The organism is Antarctobacter sp., from assembly GCF_965277915.1.
Lineage (GTDB): Bacteria > Pseudomonadota > Alphaproteobacteria > Rhodobacterales > Rhodobacteraceae > Antarctobacter.
Map to the genome: position 1 here is coordinate 4,617,655 of NZ_OZ255849.1, position 19,773 is coordinate 4,637,427.

Annotated in this window: 18 protein-coding genes; 12 read left to right on the forward strand and 6 right to left on the reverse strand. The window is 62.8% G+C overall.

Annotation, left to right across the window (positions count from 1 at the left end):
- Positions 1 to 6: 6 nt before the first annotated feature.
- Both secB and ACQY5B_RS23450 read right to left on the reverse strand, forming a co-directional pair.
- Positions 7 to 498 carry a protein-export chaperone SecB gene (gene secB, locus ACQY5B_RS23445; protein WP_305970041.1) on the reverse strand — a complete coding sequence of 164 codons (492 nt, stop codon included), beginning with the start codon at positions 496 to 498 and terminating at the stop codon, positions 7 to 9.
- A gap of 55 nt (positions 499 to 553) precedes the next feature.
- Positions 554 to 1,072, reverse strand: coding sequence for an FxsA family protein (locus tag ACQY5B_RS23450; protein ID WP_420328575.1), 519 nt, complete (start codon positions 1,070 to 1,072; stop codon positions 554 to 556).
- A 105-nt stretch (positions 1,073 to 1,177) separates the two neighbouring features.
- On the opposite strand from ACQY5B_RS23450, the gene ACQY5B_RS23455 reads away from it, so the two are divergent.
- Genes ACQY5B_RS23455 through ACQY5B_RS23465 form a run of 3 tightly spaced genes read left to right on the forward strand, consistent with a single transcriptional unit; the run spans position 1,178 to position 3,473 of the window.
- Complete coding sequence (locus ACQY5B_RS23455; RefSeq protein ID WP_420327093.1) at positions 1,178 to 1,840, forward strand: Tim44/TimA family putative adaptor protein; 663 nt, start codon at positions 1,178 to 1,180, stop codon at positions 1,838 to 1,840.
- A gap of 38 nt (positions 1,841 to 1,878) precedes the next feature.
- Entirely contained in the window at positions 1,879 to 2,877 is a 999-nt protein-coding gene (mltA, locus tag ACQY5B_RS23460) for a murein transglycosylase A (RefSeq protein ID WP_420327092.1), read from the forward strand.
- Positions 2,874 to 3,473: a Smr/MutS family protein gene (locus tag ACQY5B_RS23465; RefSeq protein ID WP_420327090.1), complete on the forward strand. Its 600-nt coding sequence runs from the start codon at positions 2,874 to 2,876 to the stop codon at positions 3,471 to 3,473. The genes mltA and ACQY5B_RS23465 overlap by 4 nt, the downstream gene beginning before the upstream one ends.
- 99 nt (positions 3,474 to 3,572) lie before the next feature.
- Here ACQY5B_RS23465 and ACQY5B_RS23470 read toward each other — a convergent pair whose 3' ends face one another.
- Together ACQY5B_RS23470 and ACQY5B_RS23475 are read right to left on the reverse strand one after the other, a co-directional pair.
- Positions 3,573 to 4,784, reverse strand: coding sequence for an MFS transporter (locus ACQY5B_RS23470; protein WP_420327089.1), 1,212 nt, complete (start codon positions 4,782 to 4,784; stop codon positions 3,573 to 3,575).
- 58 nt (positions 4,785 to 4,842) lie between these two features.
- Positions 4,843 to 5,961, reverse strand: a complete 1,119-nt coding sequence (locus ACQY5B_RS23475; RefSeq protein ID WP_420327088.1) for a polysaccharide biosynthesis/export family protein — start codon at positions 5,959 to 5,961, stop codon at positions 4,843 to 4,845.
- Between the two features lie 241 nt (positions 5,962 to 6,202).
- Between ACQY5B_RS23475 and ACQY5B_RS23480 the strand changes: the two genes are divergently transcribed.
- On the forward strand, positions 6,203 to 6,895 hold the full coding sequence (locus ACQY5B_RS23480; RefSeq protein ID WP_420327086.1) for an NAD-dependent epimerase/dehydratase family protein: 693 nt from the start codon (positions 6,203 to 6,205) through the stop codon (positions 6,893 to 6,895).
- The gene (locus ACQY5B_RS23485) at positions 6,892 to 7,521 is read left to right on the forward strand and encodes a sugar transferase (RefSeq protein ID WP_305970048.1); all 630 of its coding nucleotides are present in this window, start codon (positions 6,892 to 6,894) and stop codon (positions 7,519 to 7,521) included. Before ACQY5B_RS23480 ends, ACQY5B_RS23485 begins: the two co-directional genes overlap by 4 nt.
- 3 nt (positions 7,522 to 7,524) lie before the next feature.
- Here ACQY5B_RS23485 and ACQY5B_RS23490 read toward each other — a convergent pair whose 3' ends face one another.
- Together ACQY5B_RS23490 and ACQY5B_RS23495 are read right to left on the reverse strand one after the other, a co-directional pair.
- Positions 7,525 to 8,208: a YjbF family lipoprotein gene (locus ACQY5B_RS23490; protein ID WP_420327085.1), complete on the reverse strand. Its 684-nt coding sequence runs from the start codon at positions 8,206 to 8,208 to the stop codon at positions 7,525 to 7,527.
- A complete protein-coding gene (locus ACQY5B_RS23495) occupies positions 8,205 to 10,355 on the reverse strand; it encodes a YjbH domain-containing protein (protein WP_420327084.1) in 2,151 nt (716 codons plus the stop codon). Before ACQY5B_RS23495 ends, ACQY5B_RS23490 begins: the two co-directional genes overlap by 4 nt.
- Positions 10,356 to 10,588: 233 nt before the next feature.
- Between ACQY5B_RS23495 and ACQY5B_RS23500 the strand changes: the two genes are divergently transcribed.
- The 7 genes from ACQY5B_RS23500 to ACQY5B_RS23530 all read left to right on the forward strand — a co-directional run bounded on the left by ACQY5B_RS23500 (position 10,589) and on the right by ACQY5B_RS23530 (position 19,623).
- Positions 10,589 to 11,419, forward strand: coding sequence for a flagellar motor protein MotB (locus ACQY5B_RS23500; protein WP_420327083.1), 831 nt, complete (start codon positions 10,589 to 10,591; stop codon positions 11,417 to 11,419).
- A 95-nt stretch (positions 11,420 to 11,514) separates the two neighbouring features.
- Positions 11,515 to 12,819, forward strand: a complete 1,305-nt coding sequence (locus ACQY5B_RS23505; protein ID WP_305970052.1) for a flagellar hook protein FlgE — start codon at positions 11,515 to 11,517, stop codon at positions 12,817 to 12,819.
- Positions 12,820 to 12,854: 35 nt separating this feature from the next.
- The gene (gene flgK / locus ACQY5B_RS23510; RefSeq protein WP_420327082.1) at positions 12,855 to 14,303 is read left to right on the forward strand and encodes a flagellar hook-associated protein FlgK; all 1,449 of its coding nucleotides are present in this window, start codon (positions 12,855 to 12,857) and stop codon (positions 14,301 to 14,303) included.
- 12 nt (positions 14,304 to 14,315) lie between these two features.
- The gene (locus tag ACQY5B_RS23515; RefSeq protein ID WP_420327081.1) at positions 14,316 to 15,314 is read left to right on the forward strand and encodes a flagellin; all 999 of its coding nucleotides are present in this window, start codon (positions 14,316 to 14,318) and stop codon (positions 15,312 to 15,314) included.
- Positions 15,314 to 16,420, forward strand: coding sequence for a flagellar basal body P-ring protein FlgI (locus ACQY5B_RS23520; RefSeq protein ID WP_420327079.1), 1,107 nt, complete (start codon positions 15,314 to 15,316; stop codon positions 16,418 to 16,420). Before ACQY5B_RS23515 ends, ACQY5B_RS23520 begins: the two co-directional genes overlap by 1 nt.
- Positions 16,421 to 16,486: 66 nt before the next feature.
- The gene (motA, locus tag ACQY5B_RS23525) at positions 16,487 to 17,356 is read left to right on the forward strand and encodes a flagellar motor stator protein MotA (protein ID WP_420327078.1); all 870 of its coding nucleotides are present in this window, start codon (positions 16,487 to 16,489) and stop codon (positions 17,354 to 17,356) included.
- Positions 17,353 to 19,623 (forward strand): hypothetical protein, encoded by a 2,271-nt coding sequence (locus ACQY5B_RS23530; protein ID WP_420327077.1) that lies wholly within the window; start codon positions 17,353 to 17,355, stop codon positions 19,621 to 19,623. The genes motA and ACQY5B_RS23530 overlap by 4 nt, the downstream gene beginning before the upstream one ends.
- Positions 19,624 to 19,773 lie beyond the last annotated feature (150 nt).

The following is a 19,773-nucleotide window of genomic DNA, read 5'->3' on the forward strand; positions in this document are numbered from 1 at the left end:
GTTTCCTCAGGCCGGGGCCTGCGTGTCCTGCTGGGCCGCCTGGCGACGGGCGATCTCGTTGCGGTACAGCGCGAGAAAGTCGATCGTTTCCAGGTTCAGCGGCGGGAAGCCACCGTCGCGCGACACGTCCGAAACGATCCGGCGCACGAAGGGGAACAGCATCCGCGGGCATTCGATCAGCAGGAAGGGGTGCAGCTGGTCCTCGGGAACGTTCTCGATCGAGAAGACGCCGGCATAGTCCAGCTCCAGAAGGAACAGCATGTCGCCGGTCGACTTGGCCTTGGACTCGACCTTCAGCTTCATGACGACTTCGTACTGGTTCTCGGCGGTGCGCTTCTTGGCGTCCAGGTTCACCTGCACCTGCACATCGGGCTGCACCTCGCCGCTGACACCTTTCTGCGAAAGGATGTTCTCGAAGGACAGGTCGCGAATGAATTGGGCCAGAATGCTCATCTTGGGCGGCTGAGGTGCCTGCCCGTTGCCGTTGGTTTCTGCCATGTCGGGTCTCCCGTGAAAATCTCAGCGCGAGGCATAGCAGCGCCCGCGCAAAGCCTCAATGCCTCGTCCAGCCCGAACCCGGGTGATTGGGCGCCTTGTCCTTGGGAACTTCGGTGTACTCGCCTTCGATCACGTCACCTTGGCCGGTGCGGGGCCCGGGTCGGGGCCCGGCCCGCGGGTCCCGATGCACCGGCCCGCGCGGATCCGGTCCCATCTGGAACTGCGTCACATGCACCCGCCGCCGCAGCCAGGCAAAGACCGCCGCGCGCACCGGCGGCGCAAGCAGGGCGAACCCGACCGCATCGGTGAAGAAGCCGGGCGTCAGCAGCAGCACGCCTGACACCAGGATCATCGCGCCATGCGCCAGCGGCTCTCCGGGATCGTTCAATTCGGAAAAGCTGCGGCGCAGGTTCTCCATCGCCAGCCGCCCCTGTGCCTTGACCATCCAGGTCCCGATGATTGCCGTCAGGACGACCACGGCCAGCGTCGGCCACAGGCCGATCAGACCGCCAACCTGGATGAACAGGGCGATTTCGATCAGCGGGACCATGAGAAAGGCCAGGAACAGCCACATGCGAAGATCCTCCATATCAGGGCGGGGCAGGTAGACTAACCCCAACGCCTCACCTACATAAGGATGCAAGCAAGATCTTTAAACGCTGCCTGCAAAGAGGTGCCGATGAACTCTCCCATCCTCCAGCTTCTGGTCCTGGCCGGAATTGCCATCTTTCTCGTTCTGCGCTTGCGGAGCGTGCTGGGCACCCGGGAGGGGTTCGAGAAACCGCCGGCTCCGGCGTCCAGTGACGATCGCCGCCGGTCGGCGCGCGACTTCGAGGTGATCGAAGGCGGCCCGGACCATGACATCATCGACCACGTCGCCGAGGACAGCGATGCCGCCAAGGCGCTCGCCGCGATGAAACGGATCGAGCCGCATTTCTCGGTGTCCGAGTTCCTTTCGGGCGCGCGCGGGGCCTATGAAATGATCCTCATGGGCTTTGAACGCGGCAATATCGAAGAGCTGCGGCCATTTCTCGCGGATGACGTCTATCAGACCTTCGCCGAGGTCGTGGAACAGCGCGAACAGCAGGGGCTGACCATCGAGGCCGAATTCATCGGCGTCCGTGAACTCACCCTGGCCGATGCCACCTTCGACGAAGGTTCGCGCTTGGCCGAGATCTCGGTCCGCTACGTCGGCGAGCTGACCTCGGTCGTTAAGAACGCCGAAGGCGAGGTGATCGAAGGATCGCCCACCGCCGTCAAGCGTCAGAAAGACGTCTGGACCTATGCCCGCAACATGGGCAGCGATGATCCCAACTGGCAGCTTGTCGCCACGGACGAATGACGCGCCTACTCCTTGCGATCACATTTGCGATATCCATCATGACCGGCCCCGCCTCCACAGAGACGGGGCCGCGTTACGACATCCTGGATTTTGCCGATCTGCAGGGATGGGCCGAGGACGACCATGCCGCGGCCCTTGCCGCCTTTCTTGAAACCTGCGGCGATCTCGACGATCCGGACTGGTCCGCGCTGTGCGGACTGGCGCGTGAAACCGACGACGCGCGCGGGTTCTTTGAACTGCTGTTCCGTCCGGTCCTGATCCGCGACGGGGCAGACATGCTCTTCACCGGCTATTTTGAACCGGAACTGAACGGTGCGCCCTACCGCAGCAGCACCTACCGTTACCCGGTCTACAAGATGCCGCCAGAGGCACGCCTGCGCCGTCCCTGGCTCACCCGGCGGCAATTGCTCACCTCCGGCGTGATGGAGGGCAGGGGCCTTGAAATCGCCTGGGTCGATGATCCGGTAGAATTGTTCTTCCTGCAAATCCAGGGCTCCGGCCGCATCCGTTTTCCGGACGGGCGGATGATCCGCGTGGGCTATGGCGGCGCCAACGGTCATCCCTACAGGTCCATCGGGCGGGAACTCGTGCGGCGCGGTGTCTATACCGCGCACCAGGTTTCGATGCAGGTGATCGCCAACTGGGTGCGGCGCAACCCGGTCGCGGGGCGGGAACTGCTTTTTCACAACGCGGCCTACGTCTTTTTCCGCGAGGTCAGCGAGGTGCCACCTGAAAAAGGCCCGCTGGGCGCGATGAACCGTTCGATCACGCCACTGCGCTCTGTCGCCGTCGATCCCCGCTATACGCCGCTGGGCGCGCCGGTCTGGATCGAAAAGGCAGGTGCCGACCCGATGAACCGCCTTATGATCGCCCAGGACACCGGGTCCGCCATCAAGGGCGCGCAACGGGCCGACATTTTCTATGGAACGGGGGACGAGGCGGGCCGCATCGCCGGACGGACCAAGGTCGGCGGGCGCATGGTTGTCCTCATGCCCATCCAGCGCGCCTATGCGCTCTTGCCCGAAGCGGTACAATGACCCGGCGGCGCAAGCTACGGCCCGAAGAGCAGGAACTCTGGCAGCAGGTCGCCCGGACCGCAGATCCGCTGCACAAGCGACCCGCCCGCAAGACGGACGAGGCCAAGCCCGCGCCGAAACCCCGGTCAGCCGCGAAAGAGACGTCGCGCGATCCGCTGTCGCCATTTGCCATGGGAGAGAAATCCGCGCCGCGCACGCAGACCCATGTCTTTCCCAAGACCACGGCGGATCACCTGCATGACGCGCCGGTGCGCATGGACGCCAAGGCCTTTACCCGGCTCAAGCGCGGCAAGCTGGTGCCGGAGGCGCGTATCGACCTGCACGGGATGACTGTCGACCGGGCGCATGGCGCCCTGGCGCAGTTCATCCTGAATGCCCAGGCCCGCGGGTTTCGCCTTGTGCTGGTCATCACCGGCAAGGGCCAGCGAGAAGACCCCTATGATCCGATGCCCCGCCGCCGCGGGGTATTGAAGACACAGGTCCCGATGTGGCTGCAAATGCCTCCCTTGGCCGGGGCTGTCCTGCAGGTCTCGCAGTCGCACCGCAAACACGGCGGCGAAGGCGCCTATTACGTCTATCTCAAGCGGCGGCGGTGATCGGCGCGAAAGATGCGGGTTAACGATGTCTTGCCGCTTTGTACAAAATGCTGGAAACGGCGTACAAAACGTACGTTTTGTACAAACGTCCGGGTGGTGTCAGAGCATCTTCCGCGCCCGCGAAACGCCCACCCACATCATCGCCGAGGCGAAGAGAAAGTAGAGCGCGACGCCGATATACTGCGTCTCGATACCGATACCGAAGTCGATCAGGAAACCGGTAATCCCCGGCCCGATGGCCGAACCGAAGACCATGACCGCCGCCGCCATCGCCTTGATCGCACCCAGGCTGCGAGTGCCGTAGAACTCGGCCCAGAAGGCATTGGGCAGGGTATGCGTGGCCCCCGTCGTCATTGCCACGAACAGCAGCCCGACCAGGGTCCAGCCCAGGCTATCCCCCAAGGCAAAGCAGAAAAATCCAATGAACATGGGCAGTTGCGACCATGGAATCAGCCGCCCTGTGCCCAGCTTGTCCAATAGTCCGCCGGCCATGACCATCGCGCCGACCGCTGCCGCCGTGTAGATCGGGAAGAGGGCGGTCAGCTCCAGATGGGACCAACCCTTGACCTCGGCGAAATGCACCTGCTGAAAGAAAAACGCTGTGTTGAAGGCCGGCGGCCCCAGCAAGGCTGGCACCATGAACCAGAACAGCCAGTGTTTTAGCACCTCTGGCCGCGCCCAGTGTCTCTGCTCCATGCCCACGGAATGATCCGTCTCCGCATGGCTCTGCGGCGTCCGTTCCTTCCGCAATAGCAACAACAGAACCGGGATCGCCCCGAGGCTGACACAGGCCACCGCCACCCAAAGCCAGCGCCAGTCCATCACCAGCATGAGGGAAACGAAACTGACCGGCAACAGCGCCTCTCCCAGCGCAAAGCCGAGGCCGGCAACCGAAAGCGCCTTGCCCCGAGTCGCCACGAACCAGCGCGACATCGAGACGACGGCCGTGTGGCTGGCCATGCCCTGGCCGCAGAACCGCAACGAGAATATCACCAGCGGCAGCAGGGCCGCCCAGGCGTTCAGGGCCATGAAAAGGCAGGAACTTGCCAGCAATATCAATACGATGGACCCGATCACCCGGGTTCTGAACCGATCCGTCAGCGCGCCGGCCCAGACCATGACCACCGCCGAGGCGCTGGTGCCGATCGTGTAGATGCCGCCCCATTGGCCGTGGCTGAGGTCAAACCCTTCGCGGATTTCCCCCGCAAAGATCGAGATGAAGAATGTCTGGCCGAAACTCGACAAAAACGTGAGCAGTGCGCCGGCCGACAGCCAGCGGGCGTTTTCGGCGAGAAAGCGAAAGAGACTCATGCCCCGCCCTTATCCCGCGATGTGTGAAAAAGCGGACGCTGAACGCGTCCGCCAAAGGTCAGTTCGAGATGGCGTTCGCCTGGGCCGAAACGCCCAGCACCGACCCCACCAGCCTAAAGATCGTCTGGGCCGCCGTGACCGGGCTTTCGGTGGCAAGCACAGTGTCACCCGGCTGGATCTGGAACTTGCGCGCGGCAAAGAGACCGTCGGCGCTGGTCAGGTCCAGGGTGAACACGACTTGCTGCATCTTGGGCCCGTTGCCTGCGGGGCTAATGGCCTTGGCTGGATATTCCCGCAGCACGAGGACACCCTTTGGATCGGCGCGCGTATCCGACAGGCCGCCCATCATCGATACAGCCTCAAGCGCGGTGACGTAATCCTTTGGGAAATAGATCAGGTTCTCGATCCCGCTGGCACCTAGGGCCGTAAAGCTGCGTTCGTCCTGTTCGATGACCACCGTGTCACGCGGCAAGAGAAGCGCGTTCTTGGACCCGTCCGACAGCAGTTGCGATACCGAGATCTCGTAGGTCTTCGAGCCGCGCAGCAGCCGGACACGGGGGTTGCGCAGGTCGGGCATGACGCCGCCGGCATCCGCCAACAGGTTGAGGACCTTGTAGTTTCTCGAGGGCAGCGGGTAGGCACCGGGCTTGCCGACACCACCCACCACGTCAACCGTGTGATCGCGGCCTTGCTGCAGGATCAACTGAACCTGTGCAGAGGGCAGGATCGGTGCGAGCCGCTCCTGGACCTTGGCGCGGGCGCCGGTCGCGGTCAGTCCACGCACGCCGACCTTGTTGACATAGGGCAGGAAGATGGATCCCTGCGCGTCGACTTCGACTCCCTTGATCTCGGCAAAGCGTTCGCCGGGGCTGGTCAAAAGGGAATTGTCCTGACTGTCCCATATGATGATGTCGATCCGGTCGCCGGTACGGATGACCGAGGAACTGCTGCCGTGGCTGGTATTCGGCCAATGGTAGTGGCCGTGCCAACCGCTGGCGGACCATGTGGCAAGACCTGGAACGTTTTCACGCGTGACTTCGATCACCTGAAAGGTCGGCTGATCCGCATCCTTCTGGTTGAGCACCTCGGACTGGATCGCCGCGCCGCGCGGCAGGCTGCACGCCGCCAAGGCAAGGAAGGCGGCCAACAGGGTGATAACTCTTACTTTTGCAGACACTCCAGTCTCCCACCCGGTGTTTGTCACTTTCTAGTGGTTCAATCCGCTGATAGACAGTTTGACGGTCGAATGAAAGCGAATTGAGGGTCAAACCGTGGCAGGAACACAGCAATCCCGCAAGGTCCTGCTGTTGGGTGCCAGCGGTAAACTGGGCCGAATGCTAGGCGCTTTGTGGCAATCCGAGCGCTTTGGGCTGATTCCGGTGTACCGTTCAGAAGGGCAGGGAGGGCTTGCCTGAAAAGTGGGCGATCCCACGCCAAAGATCGATGACGTGTCCGCCGTGATCGCTTTCTGGGGAGTGACACCGGGACAGGGATGCAACCTTAACGATAATTCGCGGCTTGCCCTGGCGGCAATGGAACTGGGCCAGTCTTTGGGCGCCGGGATGGTGGTGCATTGTTCCAGCGGCGCGGTCTATCGGTCAGGAGAAAGGCCACTTTCGGAAACCGGGCCGGCCTGTCCCATTTCGGACTATGGCCGTGCCAAACTGGAAATGGAAAAGGCAATCGAGGAGTCCGGATCTAACCCGGGGATGCGCAATGTCATCCTTCGGATCGGAAACGTGGCCGGGGCTGACAGCCTCTTTGCGAACATGCGTCCGGGCGGGCGGATCACGTTGGATCGGTTTCCGGACGGTTCCAGCCCTTCCCGCAGTTACATCAGTCCGCTTGACCTCGTGCGCCTTGTCGAGACCCTGGTCGCGGATGGTTCGGTCTCGGGCATTTACAATGTCGCCGCGCCCGTGCCCACGGCGATGGGCGACATCGCCCGCGCAGCCGGGTGCCAAATCGACTGGCGCGAGGCCCCCGACACGGCACTGCCGATGGTCTGGCTTGATACCTCGCGGTTGTCCTCGATCTTTCCCTTGCCACCGGAGGCAGCCGCGCCGGATCACCTGCTCGAAGGCGCGCGTGCCGGGGGCACATGGCCATGAGGACAAGGCGGCCACTGCTGCACGCCCTTGATTTCCTGTACGCAATCGGGATGACGGTGCTCTTGTCGCCGCTCATCGTATATGTGGCTGTCGTGGTCTGGCGCAACGATGGCTGGCCGATCATCTATCGGTCGGAGCGGATGAAGAGCCCGACCCAGTCCTTCATGCTGTGGAAGTTCAGGACAATGAAGACCGATCCGGCCGACGCGGGCGTTACCGGCCCGTCCAAGTCCGGACGCATCACGCCGACAGGCGCCTGGCTACGGCGCAAACGACTGGATGAGCTGCCGCAGCTCTGGAATATCCTGCGGGGGGACATGGGCTTTGTCGGTCCCCGCGCGCCCCTGCGCCGTTACGTCGAGAAATATCCCGAGATCTATGCAGAGGTGCTGAAGGAACGGCCCGGCATCACGGGTATGGCCTCGATGGCCTATCACAAGACAGAGGAACGTCTCTTGGCGCGGACCGAAAGTGCGGAAGAAACCGAAGAGGTCTACTGCCGTCGTTGCATTCCGCGCAAGGCCCGTCTGGACCAACTGTACGCGGCGCGGCGCAATCCCTGCACGGATCAAAGGCTGATGTGGGCGACGGTGTTCCGGCGGGTGTCGATGCACCGGCGCCGCTGAGGATCAGCGGCGCAGGACCTGCGAGTTCACATAGCCGATGTAGCTGCCCAACCAGTGCTTGCCGCTGTAGATATAGCCGTCGGAGCCCACGATATAGGCATTGGTGAAATCGGGCGACACGCCATCGGCGGCGGTACATTTCGCCGTCACAAGCTGCCCGCTGGCGCGGACAAGACCCGCTGCAACCGGTACGGTGCCGCCTGTCGTGAGATGGCAGGTATACCTGCGTATTTCGGTCACGTCCTCGGGCGTGAGGAAACGCTGGTCATAGCTGACCCGGCCCTGACGGCGCGCCTTGACGTAGGAAATCAGCTGATCCTCTTCCGAGGACATAAGGTCACCGCCGAGGCCACGGGTCGAGGTGATCATGCCATCACGCAGGACAATCACCTGACGGGCCGAGTTGCCGTAGGTCTGGTAGGGACCATTGCGCTGGATATCCTGCAGGAGAACCTGAGCCTTGTCGCGCCCTTCCAGCTCAAAGAGGTAGACGGATTCCGTCGTGGACCCAAGCGCTTTGGCGATCTGCTGCGGTGTCAGCGGCTTGGGGGCTTCCTTCTTGGAAAAGAGCGCCTTGGGCGCCTGCTTGAGCAGTGCCGTGGTGTCCTTGTTTGCGTTGCCGCAGGAAACCAGGGCCAAGGCCGCCGTCAGGGCCAGGCCGATGCGTGTAATGCTGCGCCGGGTCATCGCCAGAACCTTCCCCAAGAATTGACAGCGTCCGGTTTGTGGTAGTCGCGCACCTGTTCGTAGAGACGCCCGTTGACTTTCAGACGCGCGCCACCGTCCCGCGACAGCGACTGGATCAGGACATCGTTCCGGCGCCGCGAAGGTTGGCCAAAGAAGGTTGCCAGCGGCATGGTAAAGCGGATGCCCTTGTCGAACGAGCCTTCGCCGAAGTCGTCAAAAGAGGCATCGGTGAAGGTGGCATAGGCACCCACGCGCCAACCATTCGCAAACTCGCGGTCCAGCGAGACTGTCGCGCCGTAGTCGCCCGCCAGGTACCGGCCCACGTCAAGCTGCCCGTGAAACCCGTTGCCGAAGGCATAGTAGGCCGAGACATGGCCGTTGACGTTGGGGATCTCGCGTTTGGCGCCGGTCACCGGGTCTGTTGTCGTCATGGACTGCAGACCGAAGAGCTGGTCGAAATCGCGGCGTTGAACGTAGTTCAGCTCGGCCCCAAGCGCGAGGCGGCTGTCGACCGGTTTCCACAGCAGTTCCGCCGAGGCGCCGGCGTACATCTGTTCCAGATAGCCCAGCGTGACGCGGGAATAGATGTTCTTGGCCGGGCGGCCGTAGTGCGCCAGATGCAGGTACTCGATCGCGGGATCGCCTTCCGCTGAGTAGCGTGCATGGTCGGTCCGTACGCGCGGCAGGTTCGACTCGTCCAGGCGCTTTACCTTGTCGAGGTTGCCGGTGAGTTTCTTGGTGACCGAGCCGCTTGCGATCAGGTTTGGCGTGATCTCGTATTCCGCCGAGGCCCGAATCCCCGCGTCGAACCGCACGGGGTTGTCAGGATCAAAGACCGAGAGCTGCACGAAAGGCGAAATGGCCCAGGTGAACTTTGGATATATGCCCTCGTCCGGCGGCGGGGCCTTGCCAAAGCCGTCACCGAAGCTTGTCCGGGCCAGCATCTCGTTGGCAGCGTCGTGTTCCAGCCGCTCCAGGTCGGACCGGCGGAAGGTGACGGCAGACATGGGCATGCCGTTGACCACCGGGACGATCTCGAACACTTCGACCGAGGCGGGCATGACGCGGGTCATGACGCGGACAAGTCGGCCGAAGGCCTGCGACGGTGCACCGTACCTGGGGTTCACCAGGCGCACGGTGGCACGATTGCTTTGCAGGTCGACGCCCTCGACCTCCAGTCCTTCCTTGGCGGCGAGGTTCTTGAGCGAGGCCGTGACAGAGGCCGCGCGCTGGGAATCCAGCGTCCAGCCAAGGTCCGCTGCAGATCCGGGCGCGCGAGGCGACACCGGAAGGCCCGACGGCTCGGCTCCACCCGGCACACCCAGCGTCTTGGGATTGGTGACAAAGGTGAACTGCGCGCCCACCTCTGTCCCCAGCACATGGTACAGCGACAGCTGGCCGCCGTTTCTGAACCGGTAATCCACGCCGAAGTTCCAGGGGCTGGACTTCTCATTCGTGCCACGGCTGACCTCTTCGACGTAGTCGTCCGAGGAGTATTCCACCTTGAAGGTGAAGCGGTCATTGGGCGAGTAGGAGACCCCGCCAAAAGCTGCCACATCACCCTGAAAGAAGCGGTCGATCTCGGGCAGGCCGCCGCGACCGGTAAAGCCCCCGGGCCGCGTCCCCATCTCCGCGAAGGGTTGGTAGGAACCCAGACGACCCCAGCCGAGGCCGCCGGTGACCGTCAGGCCGGGCATCAGAGATTTGCTCGCGACCAGATATTCGCTGCTGTAGATCCCCGTACCGATGAAATCCTGGATGCCGACAACCACCGAAGGGCGCCGGTCCGTTTCCGTCAGGAGCTGGTAGCGCAGGTCGAAACTGCGGTCGAAAAGCGTTGCTGTTCCACTGGCAGAAAAGTTGGGGATCGACGAGTAGCGGAAGCTGCCCGACAGGCGTGGCAGGATCTGGAAGTAAAGTGTTGTTCGTGACGTTCCGCCGAAATTGGCATAGGTGCCGGCGAGCGTCGCGTCAGGCGGCACCTGGGCCGTCGGCATGTCGATCAGGCCAGGAGAGCCGTACAGGTTGAACGGAAGGCTGTTGACCCCCTCCTCTGCCCTGGCGACGCCACCGAGCGCGGACAGAATGGTGCCCGCAAGCGCGACGCGCTTTACGAGGCCCGATTTTCCGTTGTGAAAACCCGGCATGGTCCCCCACCTCGTTGCCAACACTGTTTCCCGACCCTTGCTAATGTGTTCGCCTTGCCCTGTCCATTCGAAGGCGGCGACCTTGGAAACATTGTGGGAAAATCGGCACGCCCTTGCGGTTTTGTCCACAAGATGTGCGGGTGCCGCGCTTTAACGGTACATTTTGAAACGTTAATCGAGTGGTAAGCCGCGCGCCCCTAAACCTGTACCCAGGTGAGAGAAAGGTGGGAATGATGAGTGGCGACAGCAATGTCGCGCCAGTCATCATCAAACGCAAAAAGGTGATTGCGGGCGAAGGGCATCATGGGGGTGCCTGGAAGGTGGCCTATGCCGACTTCGTGACCGCGATGATGGCCTTTTTCATGTTGATGTGGCTGCTGAACGCGACAACGGAAAAACAACGCAAGGGGATCGCGGATTACTTCAGTCCGACGATCGCCATGGCCCGTGTATCGGGCGGTGGCAACGGTGCATTGGGCGGGGACTCCGTCTTTGCCGAAAACACGCTGCCCAGGGTCGGCACCGGCGCGACCAGCCTTCGGCCACAGGCCGAACACAGCCGTGATCCGGGACTGGACGGTAAAGCCTCCGAAGGGCCGGAAACAGCGGAGTTCAAGAAAGTCGAAGACCTGCTGATGGGCCGCGGCGGCGAAAGCATGGTCGCCGACGAGCTTCTGAAGCACATCGTCACCCAGGTCACGGACGAAGGCCTGGTGATCGAGTTCTTCGAAACCGCGCAGGCCCGGCTTTTCGACGATCAGGCCCGGCCGACACAATTGCTGAAGGACCTTGCTCTGGTATTGGCGCGCGCATCCGACGTCGTGACCAATCCCGTCGCGATCGAGACCCATACAACCAGCTACCCGGTTGTTCTGGCCGAGAACCCGGCCTGGAAAATATCGCGCGACCGGGCTGAGGTCTTTCGAGAACTGGTCATTGCCCGTGGTCTGGAGGAAGAGCGTGTGCGGCGCCTGACGGCCTATGCGGATCGGGAACCCAGCACATCCAACCTGCTGGACCCGCGCAACAGCCGGATCGAAGTCGTCTTCCTGCGAAGAAAATGACTCAGTTTTCGTGGGATTTTACCTGTTAGGCCCGCGTTAAACCCACGCCTTTATCTGTTGTCGTGAATTCGGAGCGACAGCAGAAAGGCTAGTCCATGACAATCTCCTCTTCCCTCAATGCAGGTGTTGCGGGTCTCGCCGCCAATGCGACGCGGCTGGGAACCATTTCCGACAACATCGCGAACTCTGCGACCAAGGGGTACAAGCGGGTCGAGACGGATTTCTCCTCGATGGTGATCGCGTCCAACGGTTCGGGCTATACAGCCGGCGGCGTGCGCACGACCACAACGCGGATTATCGACCAGAGCGGGGCGCTGGTTGGCACCAGCAACGCAACCGACATCGCGGTGCGCGGCAATGGTTTCATCCCAGTGGCCGAAGCGACGGAATTCGCGGCAACCGGCGATCCGCAGATGTTCCTGACGACCACGGGGTCGTTCCGGGTCGATGCAGACGGCTACCTGCGTACCGAGTCGGGTCTGATGCTGATGGGATGGCCGGCCAACTCCGATGGGTCTCTCGCCACCTATGCACGGGATACCGCCGAAAGCCTTGAGCCGGTCCGGATCAATCGCAATCAGGTCACGTCGGAACCAACGACGACAGTCACGCTTGGCGCCAACCTTGCGGCCTCGGCGACCGATTTCGATGCCACTGGCGCGCCCGAAGTTCTGCCGATCGAATACATCGACAACCTGGGCCGGTCCGAAACCCTGACGGTGACATTCACGCCGACGATTCCCGCTAGTGGCTCTTCGAACGAATGGACGATGACCATCGTCGACTCAGCCACCGCCGCGGGCGGCAACCCGGTTGGCGAATACACCGTGACCTTCAACACGGGCGCTGCGGACGGCGGTACGTTGTCCACGGTCACGACCACAACAGGCGGGACCTACAACGCCACCGACGGCACGATCATTGTGACCACCAACGGTGGCCCGGTCGAAATCACCATCGGTGCGCCCGGAACCAGCGGCGGGCTGACCCAGGTCGGCGATAGCTTCAAGGCGCTCAACATCTCAAAGGATGGTTCGGCAGCGGGTTCCATGACCACGGTCGAGATCGACGAGAACGGCTTTGTCCACGCGTTGTTCGATACCGGCGCCTCGCGGGTGATCTACCAGGTGCCGCTGGTCGATGTGCCGAACCCCAACGGACTGATCTCGATGGACAAGCAGATCTACATGCCCTCGCCGGAAAGCGGCAGTTTCTTCCTCTGGGACGCGGGCGACGGGCCGGTCGGTGACGTCGTGCCCTTCGCGCGCGAGGAAAGCTCGACCGATGTGGCCAACGAACTGACGGCGATGATCCAGACCCAGCGGGCCTATTCGTCGAATGCCAAGGTCATCCAGACCGTCGACGAGATGCTGCAGGAAACCACCAATATCAAGCGCTGACGGATTTTCCGTCAGCTTTCTCAGGGGGTCGCTAGATGTCTCTTTCCGGTGCGCTGTACAATGCCTTCAGCGGGCTCAAGGCCAATTCACGGGCTGCGGGCCTGGTGTCGACGAATATCTCAAACGCCACCACCGAGGGTTACGGGCGGCGGACATTGGGGCTTGCGCCCGGCGCCGTCGGGACCACCGGCGGCGTGCGCATCACCGGAACGGTGCGCCATTCCGATCCGGTGCTGACCGGGGACAGGATGGTTTCGGACGCAACCCTGGCCCATGCGACGGTCGGTTTCGAATTCGCCAGCCGGATCGAGGACCTGGTGGGTGAGTCCGGTACGCCGGGATCGCTGACCGACCGCGTGAACGCCTTCGAGAACGCGCTGCTGACTGCCTCGTCAAACCCGGCCTCGACCCAACGGCTGGAGCTGGTTGCGAACACGGCGGATTCGCTGGCCCGGGCGCTCAACGGCCTCAGCAATGAAGTCCAGTCCGCGCGGCAGACAGCGGACAACCGTATTGCAGCCCAGGTCGATACCCTGAATTCCGCCCTATCCCGGCTGGATTCACTGAATGACAACATAGTCCGGGCCGGTTCGACCGGGACCGACCCGACAAGCTTCTACGACGAACGGCAAAGGGTGCTGGACAGCATTGCCGAAATCGTGCCCTTGCGTGTTGTCGAAAGAGAAAAAGGCGACATCGCGGTCTTTACCCGGGGAGGTGCCGTCCTGCTGGATGGACGCCCGTTCGAGGTTGGGTTCGAACCGAACGCTGCCATCGGACCGGGCATGACCTTCGCCAACGGCGACCTGTCAGGCCTGACGCTGAACGGGGTTTCCGTCGACACCCAGGGCATGAGCATGTTCGCCGGTGGCAGTCTTGCCGCCCTGTTCGAGATCCGCGACGTCGACGCGGTCGCACGCCAGGCACAACTGGACGGGATCTCCCGCGACCTGATCGAACGGCTTGGTCCCGGCGGGCCGGATGCCACATTGGCCGCAACCGATCCGGGGCTTTTCACCGATGGCGGCGGTGCTTTCGCAGCTGCGGATGAAACCGGCCTTGCGGGGCGGATCGAGATCAACGGTCTCGTCGCGCCCGACAGCGGTGGGGCATGGCGCTTGCGGGACGGTCTAGGTGCGGCCACGCAAGGCGACGTGGGTGATGCCCGCCTGCTGCAGGGGATCTCGGATGCGCTGGGCGCCTCGACTGTTCCGACCTCCGGCGGTCTGACCGCCATCGCGCGCACCTTTGCGGACCATATCTCGGAATTCGCCTCCTCCACCGTGGGGGAGCGCGTGCGCGCCGAAAACGCCCAGACCTTTGTGTCGATCCAGAACACGGCCGTGTCCGAGCTGGAACTGTCCAAGGGCGTCGACACCGATCAGGAACTGCAACGGTTGATGCAGATCGAACAACACTACGCCGCCAACGCCAAGGTCATGTCGACGGTCGACAGCCTGCTTGAGCGGTTGATGTCCATTTAAGGAGGGCCCGACATGGAAGTTATCGGGGATATGGCACGCGCGCTGGTGCTGCGTGCCAACCAGGTACGTCTGCGCCAGGAAATGGACCAGCTGGCGGTCGAGGTCGCCACCGGGTTCGTCAAGGACGCGGGGCAGCATCTCCACGGTGACCTGACCGGCCTGCAATCCATCGACCGCTCGCTGGCACGTCTGGACACCTACCGGGTCAACACGACCGAGGCGACTTTCCTGTCCGGAACGATGCAGACAGCCCTGAACGAGATCCAGGATCGCAGCGAAACCCTGTCGCAATCGCTGATCGCCGCCGAGCTGACGCCGAACTCGGCCTTGTTGAACACGATGTCGGACGATGCGGAAAACGCTTTGGGACAGGTTTTGAACGGGTTGAACCGTTCGGTTGCCGGACGCTACCTGTTTTCCGGTACGGCGACCGACCGCGCCGCCGTTCAGGGCGTCGAGGATGTTCTGAACGCGGCCCGCACAGCGCTGGCCGGCCAGACCGACATGGCCGGGATAGAGGCGGCCCTGGACACGTTCTTTGGCGCAGGCGGCATTTATGAAACCACCGTCTACGAGGGGTCGAACACCGGTCTCGCTCCGCTGAAGCTGAGCGAGACCGAGAGCGCGAACCTCGATATCCGCGCCACCGACCCCGTGTTCCGCGAAGTTCTGAAACCGATGATCATGGCGGCCCTGGCCACCGATGCAACGCTGGGCCTGTCGCAAGACGTGCAGATCGAGATGCTCACAACCGCCGGTGAAGACTTGCTCGCCGCGCAACAGGATGTCGTCGAATTGCGTGCCGGGCTCGGCGCGCTGGAGGCGCGCGTCGAAGAGACCACTGCGCGCAACTCGGCCGAGCATACGGCCACCAATATCGCGCGCCTCGACCTGGTCGGGACCGACCAGTACCACACAGCGTCGCGCTACGAGAACATCCGGACCCAACTGGAAAGCCTATACACAATTACCGCGCGGTCACAGCGACTGTCGCTTGCGGAGTTCCTCTGATGCTGACACGTTTCCTTGCCGCCCTCGTGCTTGCGGTTTCCTGCGCCTTCCCGGCGGTCTCGCAATCGGTCCGGATAAAGGACCTTGTCGAGGTCGACGGCGTGCGTTCGAACGACCTGGTCGGATATGGCCTGGTCGTGGGCCTGAATGGCACCGGCGACGGTCTGCGCAATTCGCCCTTCACCGAAGAGATCATGTCCAACATCCTGGAACGGCTGGGCGTGAACGTGACCGGCGAACAGTTCCGTCCACGCAATGTTGCCGCGGTCCTTGTCACGGGCAAGCTGCCGCCATTTGCGCGGATCGGCAGCCAGATCGACATCACGGTTTCGGCCATTGGCGATGCCAAGAGCCTGTTGGGCGGAACGCTGATCATGACCCCGCTGAACGCCGCGGACGGACAGATCTATGCCGTGGCCCAGGGCACCATCATCGCCGGCGGCGTCGAGGCCGAAGGTGAGGCGGCGCGCGTCGTGCAGGGTGTGCCCACGGCGGGGGTCATCCCCTCGGGCGCACGTGTCGAACGCGAAGTGCCCTTTGATTTCACGCAATTGTCCACACTTCGCCTTGCCCTGCGTGAGCCGGATTTCACCACGGCAGCGCGGATCGAGGACGTGATCAACCGGGCCGTCGGTCGCCGGGCGGCCACCATGCTGGACGCCGGGACGGTCCAGGTCGATCTGCAGCGCAGCGGCGCCCGGTCTCCGGCGCGGGCTGTTGTCGCCATCGAGAATCTCGCGGTCGAGCCACAGCGTCGTGCGCGTGTCGTTGTCGATCAGCGTTCGGGGACCATCGTCATGGGTGCGGATGTGCGGATTTCCCGCGTTGCCGTCTCGCAGGGCAACCTGACTCTCCGGATCGAGGAAGCGCCGCTGGCGATCCAGCCCAATCCCTTCAGTGACGGTGACACCGTGGTGGTGCCGCGTACCGGTGCCCTGATCGAGGAAGATCCCGGCATCGGCCTCGCAGAAGTGCCGACAGGAACCAACCTGTCCGAAGTCATCGCCGGTCTCAATGCCCTGGGTGTCAGCCCGCGTGACATGATCGACATCCTGAAAAGCATTAAGGCCGCCGGGGCCCTGCATGCGGATTTCGTCGTGATGTGAAGAGCCTGCTGAGGCTTTGTTAACAGCTCGCTGGCAGGCTGGCGGCACAAGAGCGGGAGAGCGCAAATGCTCGGAATCATTGGTATCGTGGTGATCTTTGCGATGGTCTTCGGCGGCTATCTCGCGGCTGGGGGCAAGCTGGCGATCATCCTCAAGGCGTTGCCCTTCGAATTCATGATGATCGGGGGTGCGGCGACGGGCGCCTTCCTCATCAGCAATGATGGGTCGACAGTCAAGCACACGATCAAGGACGTCGCCAAGGTGTTCAAAGGTGCCAAGTGGAAACCCGAAGACTACCGCGACCTCCTCTGTCTGTTGTTCGAACTGATCCGGCTGGCGCGCCAGAATCCGGTCGCCATCGAGGAACATGTGGAATCGCCCTCGGAATCGACGATTTTTGCCAAGTATCCCAAGATCCTGGCTGATACCCACGCGATCGAGCTGATCTGCGACACGATGCGGTCGGTCTCGATGAACTACGACGATCCTCACCAGGTCGAAGAGGTGCTGGACAAGCGTCTGGACGCGATGCAGCACCATGCCTTGATGCCCAGCCACGCCCTGCAAAGCATGGCGGACGCACTGCCCGCGCTGGGAATCGTCGCGGCGGTCCTGGGCGTGATCAAGACGATGGCATCGATCGATCAGCCGCCCGAGGTGCTGGGCAAGCTGATCGGCGGCGCGTTGGTCGGCACCTTTCTCGGCGTGTTCCTGGCCTACGGTCTGGTCGGGCCCTTCGCGGCCAAGGTCAAGAGCGTGGCCGAAGAGGACTTGCACTTCTACCACCTGATCCGCGAGGTGCTTGTCGCGAACCTGCACAACCACGCAACGAACATCTGCATCGAGGTTGGCCGCCAGAACACCCCGGATCACTACCGGCCAAGCTTCGAGGACCTCGAGGATGCGCTGAAGTCCGTAAAGCAGGAGGCGGCATGATCCGTATCGCCTTCCTTCTCCTTCTTGCGTTCTGGCCCCTCGCCCTCTCGGCCCAGACCGTGACCGTGCGCAGCGGTGAACATGGAGAGTTCACGCGCCTGGTGTTGACGGTCCCTGGGGGCACGAAATGGGCTCTGTCACCGGACGCAGAGCGCAACCGTCTGGCGTTGGAATTGGACGGGGGACCTTATGACTTCGACACTTCGTCGGTCTTCGATCGTATTGGAAACGGACGCATCCGTGATCTCGTGGTGGCAGAGGGCGGTCGCCAGTTGGACATCGCGCTGGCCTGTCAGTGCGCTGGCGAGGCATTCGTCCTGCAGGATACCATGCTGGTTGTCGATATCTCCGCCTCCGAGGTGCCGCTGGCGCAGGCGAGTCGAACCGGTCCGAAACCGGCCGAGCCTAGAGGAAAAAAACCGTCTTCGGTTGTGCTGGATCTGTCCCGTGTGCGCATCGCCGACGTTCCCCGGATCGGACCGGAACTCGTCCGCGACCCCGGTCTTCCCCATCTTGCACGGCGCGTGGACGTGAATCCTGCAACTTCTGCGCTTGATCGTGGCGATCACGATCCCTCTGCCGCGCGGGGTTTGGGCGACCAGATTGCGGCCGACTTGGCGATCGCGGCAACCCAGGGTCTGCTGGACCCGGCGTTGACACCGCTCCCGACGCCCGCTCCGGAACCTGTCGGGCCGGCAGCCAAGAAGTCCCCGAGCGTTTCTTCTCCTGTTGATATCGGCGAACCGGCGCGCCGGCTGGCCGCTGGCATGTCCGGACTGGATCACAAGGATTTGCAGAATGGGCGCATCTCTATCGGCGGGGAAGTGTGCGTGCCGGATGGCAGGCTGGCAATCGCAGCCTGGGCAGATCCCGACGACGATCCCAACCTGGCGCTGGCAAAGCGGCGCAGCGCCGTCTTTGGCGAGTTCGATCGCATCGGAGAAGAGGCCCTGTTGAATTATGCCAAGGCCTTGGTTTTCTATGGCTTTGGCGCCGAGGCGCGCAGCGTCCTGTCGCTACAGCCAGAAATGGACGCCCCGGTCGTGGCGGCATTGTCATATCTGGTGGACGGTGAAGGCGATCCCCTGGCCCAGTTTTCACAACAGGCACATTGTGAAGGACCAGCCGCACTCTGGTCCGTTCTTGGCGGTGCCCCTTCAGGCAGTTCTCCTCAAATCGCCGATGCAGCGATCCTCCGCGGTTTCGAGGCATTACCGAAACATCTCAGAACCCATTTGGGACCAATCCTTGTCGAGAATCTGGCCGCGGCGGGGTATTCCGAGACGGCAGGCGATGTCCTGCGTCGAATGCAACGCATGGAAGGGCATGAGACGGACAGCATCGCGCTGGGAAAAGCGCAACTTGCGCTTCGCGAAGGAGATCCTGCGGAAGCGGGCAAAAGACTGCGGGATCTGTCCATTGCCGGGGGACCCGAGGCGGCAAAGGCCGTGGCTGCGGCGATCGACCTGGCCGATGTGACGGATGCGCCGGTGCCGACACGGATTGTCGAACTTTCGGATGCCTTTGCAACGGAACTGCGCAACAGCGAGGATGGCCCGAAACTCTGGCAGGCGCATGTGCGCTCTTTGCTGATCAACGGACATTTTGAGACCGCTTTCGGCGAGTTGGCCTCGGCGCATGGGATGTCTGAGGAAATTGCCGAGAAAATGCAGCAGACAGCCATGCGCTTTCTTGTCGACAAGGCAGAGGACGTCACTTTCCTGAAATTCGCGACGCGTGCCCTTGCCGACGGAGACGCACCGCGTCAGGACGCCCTCGGGATCGCGATTGCCGGGAGATTTCTCGATCTGGGCCTGGCAGAGACTGCCTTGCAGCAACTTGATACCCTGTCCGACCCGACCAGCGCGCCGGAGGCGCGTCTCGCGCGTGCGCGCGGATTGTTGGCACTGGGCCGGCCCGAAGAGGCCGAAATCATCCTGATCGGCCAGCGCGGCGACGATGTCGCGCGCCTAAGGGCCGAGGCCCGCAGCCAGATGGGCGACCATATCTTTGCAAAATCGATCTTTGCAGATGCGGGCAAGACCCGCGAGGCAGTGACCTCTGCCTGGCTCTCTGGCGATTGGCAGGACGTTGCAGAAAGCGACACCGTCTTGGCACCCGCAGCCGATTTGATGCAGCAGGAGCCACCTGCCTTCGATCCGGCCCGGATCAGCCTGGCCGGTGTGGACGCTGTCTTTGATGCCAGCACCCATTCGCGCGAGACCCTTCGCGCGCTTCTTGATGCAACCGCTATTCCCAATCCCTAAAATTCGTTACGGTTTCTCAATTCTTCTGCCTTAGCCAGATTGCAGGGCAGAAGGATTGGAGAGGCCGGAAGATGGCGCGTTCTTGCAAGCAGGCAGAATTCCGAACCGACCAGGACGCTGAACGCGATGCCGGCCCTAGGCCGGTGCCGC

Excerpts from the sequence above, each read along its gene's own strand:
- ACQY5B_RS23515 (WP_420327081.1), top strand. The coding sequence starts at position 14,316 with ATGGAAGTTATCGGGGATATGGCACGCGCGCTGGTGCTGCGTGCCAAC.
- ACQY5B_RS23520 (WP_420327079.1), top strand. The coding sequence starts at position 15,314 with ATGCTGACACGTTTCCTTGCCGCCCTCGTGCTTGCGGTTTCCTGCGCC.
- ACQY5B_RS23485 (WP_305970048.1), top strand. The coding sequence starts at position 6,892 with ATGAGGACAAGGCGGCCACTGCTGCACGCCCTTGATTTCCTGTACGCA.
- ACQY5B_RS23450 (WP_420328575.1), bottom strand. The coding sequence starts at position 1,072 with ATGTGGCTGTTCCTGGCCTTTCTCATGGTCCCGCTGATCGAAATCGCC.
- motA (WP_420327078.1), top strand. The coding sequence starts at position 16,487 with ATGCTCGGAATCATTGGTATCGTGGTGATCTTTGCGATGGTCTTCGGC.
- secB (WP_305970041.1), bottom strand. The coding sequence starts at position 498 with ATGGCAGAAACCAACGGCAACGGGCAGGCACCTCAGCCGCCCAAGATG.
- ACQY5B_RS23505 (WP_305970052.1), top strand. The coding sequence starts at position 11,515 with ATGACAATCTCCTCTTCCCTCAATGCAGGTGTTGCGGGTCTCGCCGCC.
- mltA (WP_420327092.1), top strand. The coding sequence starts at position 1,879 with ATGACCGGCCCCGCCTCCACAGAGACGGGGCCGCGTTACGACATCCTG.
- ACQY5B_RS23465 (WP_420327090.1), top strand. The coding sequence starts at position 2,874 with ATGACCCGGCGGCGCAAGCTACGGCCCGAAGAGCAGGAACTCTGGCAG.
- ACQY5B_RS23495 (WP_420327084.1), bottom strand. The coding sequence starts at position 10,355 with ATGCCGGGTTTTCACAACGGAAAATCGGGCCTCGTAAAGCGCGTCGCG.
- ACQY5B_RS23530 (WP_420327077.1), top strand. The coding sequence starts at position 17,353 with ATGATCCGTATCGCCTTCCTTCTCCTTCTTGCGTTCTGGCCCCTCGCC.
- ACQY5B_RS23470 (WP_420327089.1), bottom strand. The coding sequence starts at position 4,784 with ATGAGTCTCTTTCGCTTTCTCGCCGAAAACGCCCGCTGGCTGTCGGCC.
- flgK (WP_420327082.1), top strand. The coding sequence starts at position 12,855 with ATGTCTCTTTCCGGTGCGCTGTACAATGCCTTCAGCGGGCTCAAGGCC.
- ACQY5B_RS23455 (WP_420327093.1), top strand. The coding sequence starts at position 1,178 with ATGAACTCTCCCATCCTCCAGCTTCTGGTCCTGGCCGGAATTGCCATC.
- ACQY5B_RS23490 (WP_420327085.1), bottom strand. The coding sequence starts at position 8,208 with ATGACCCGGCGCAGCATTACACGCATCGGCCTGGCCCTGACGGCGGCC.
- ACQY5B_RS23500 (WP_420327083.1), top strand. The coding sequence starts at position 10,589 with ATGAGTGGCGACAGCAATGTCGCGCCAGTCATCATCAAACGCAAAAAG.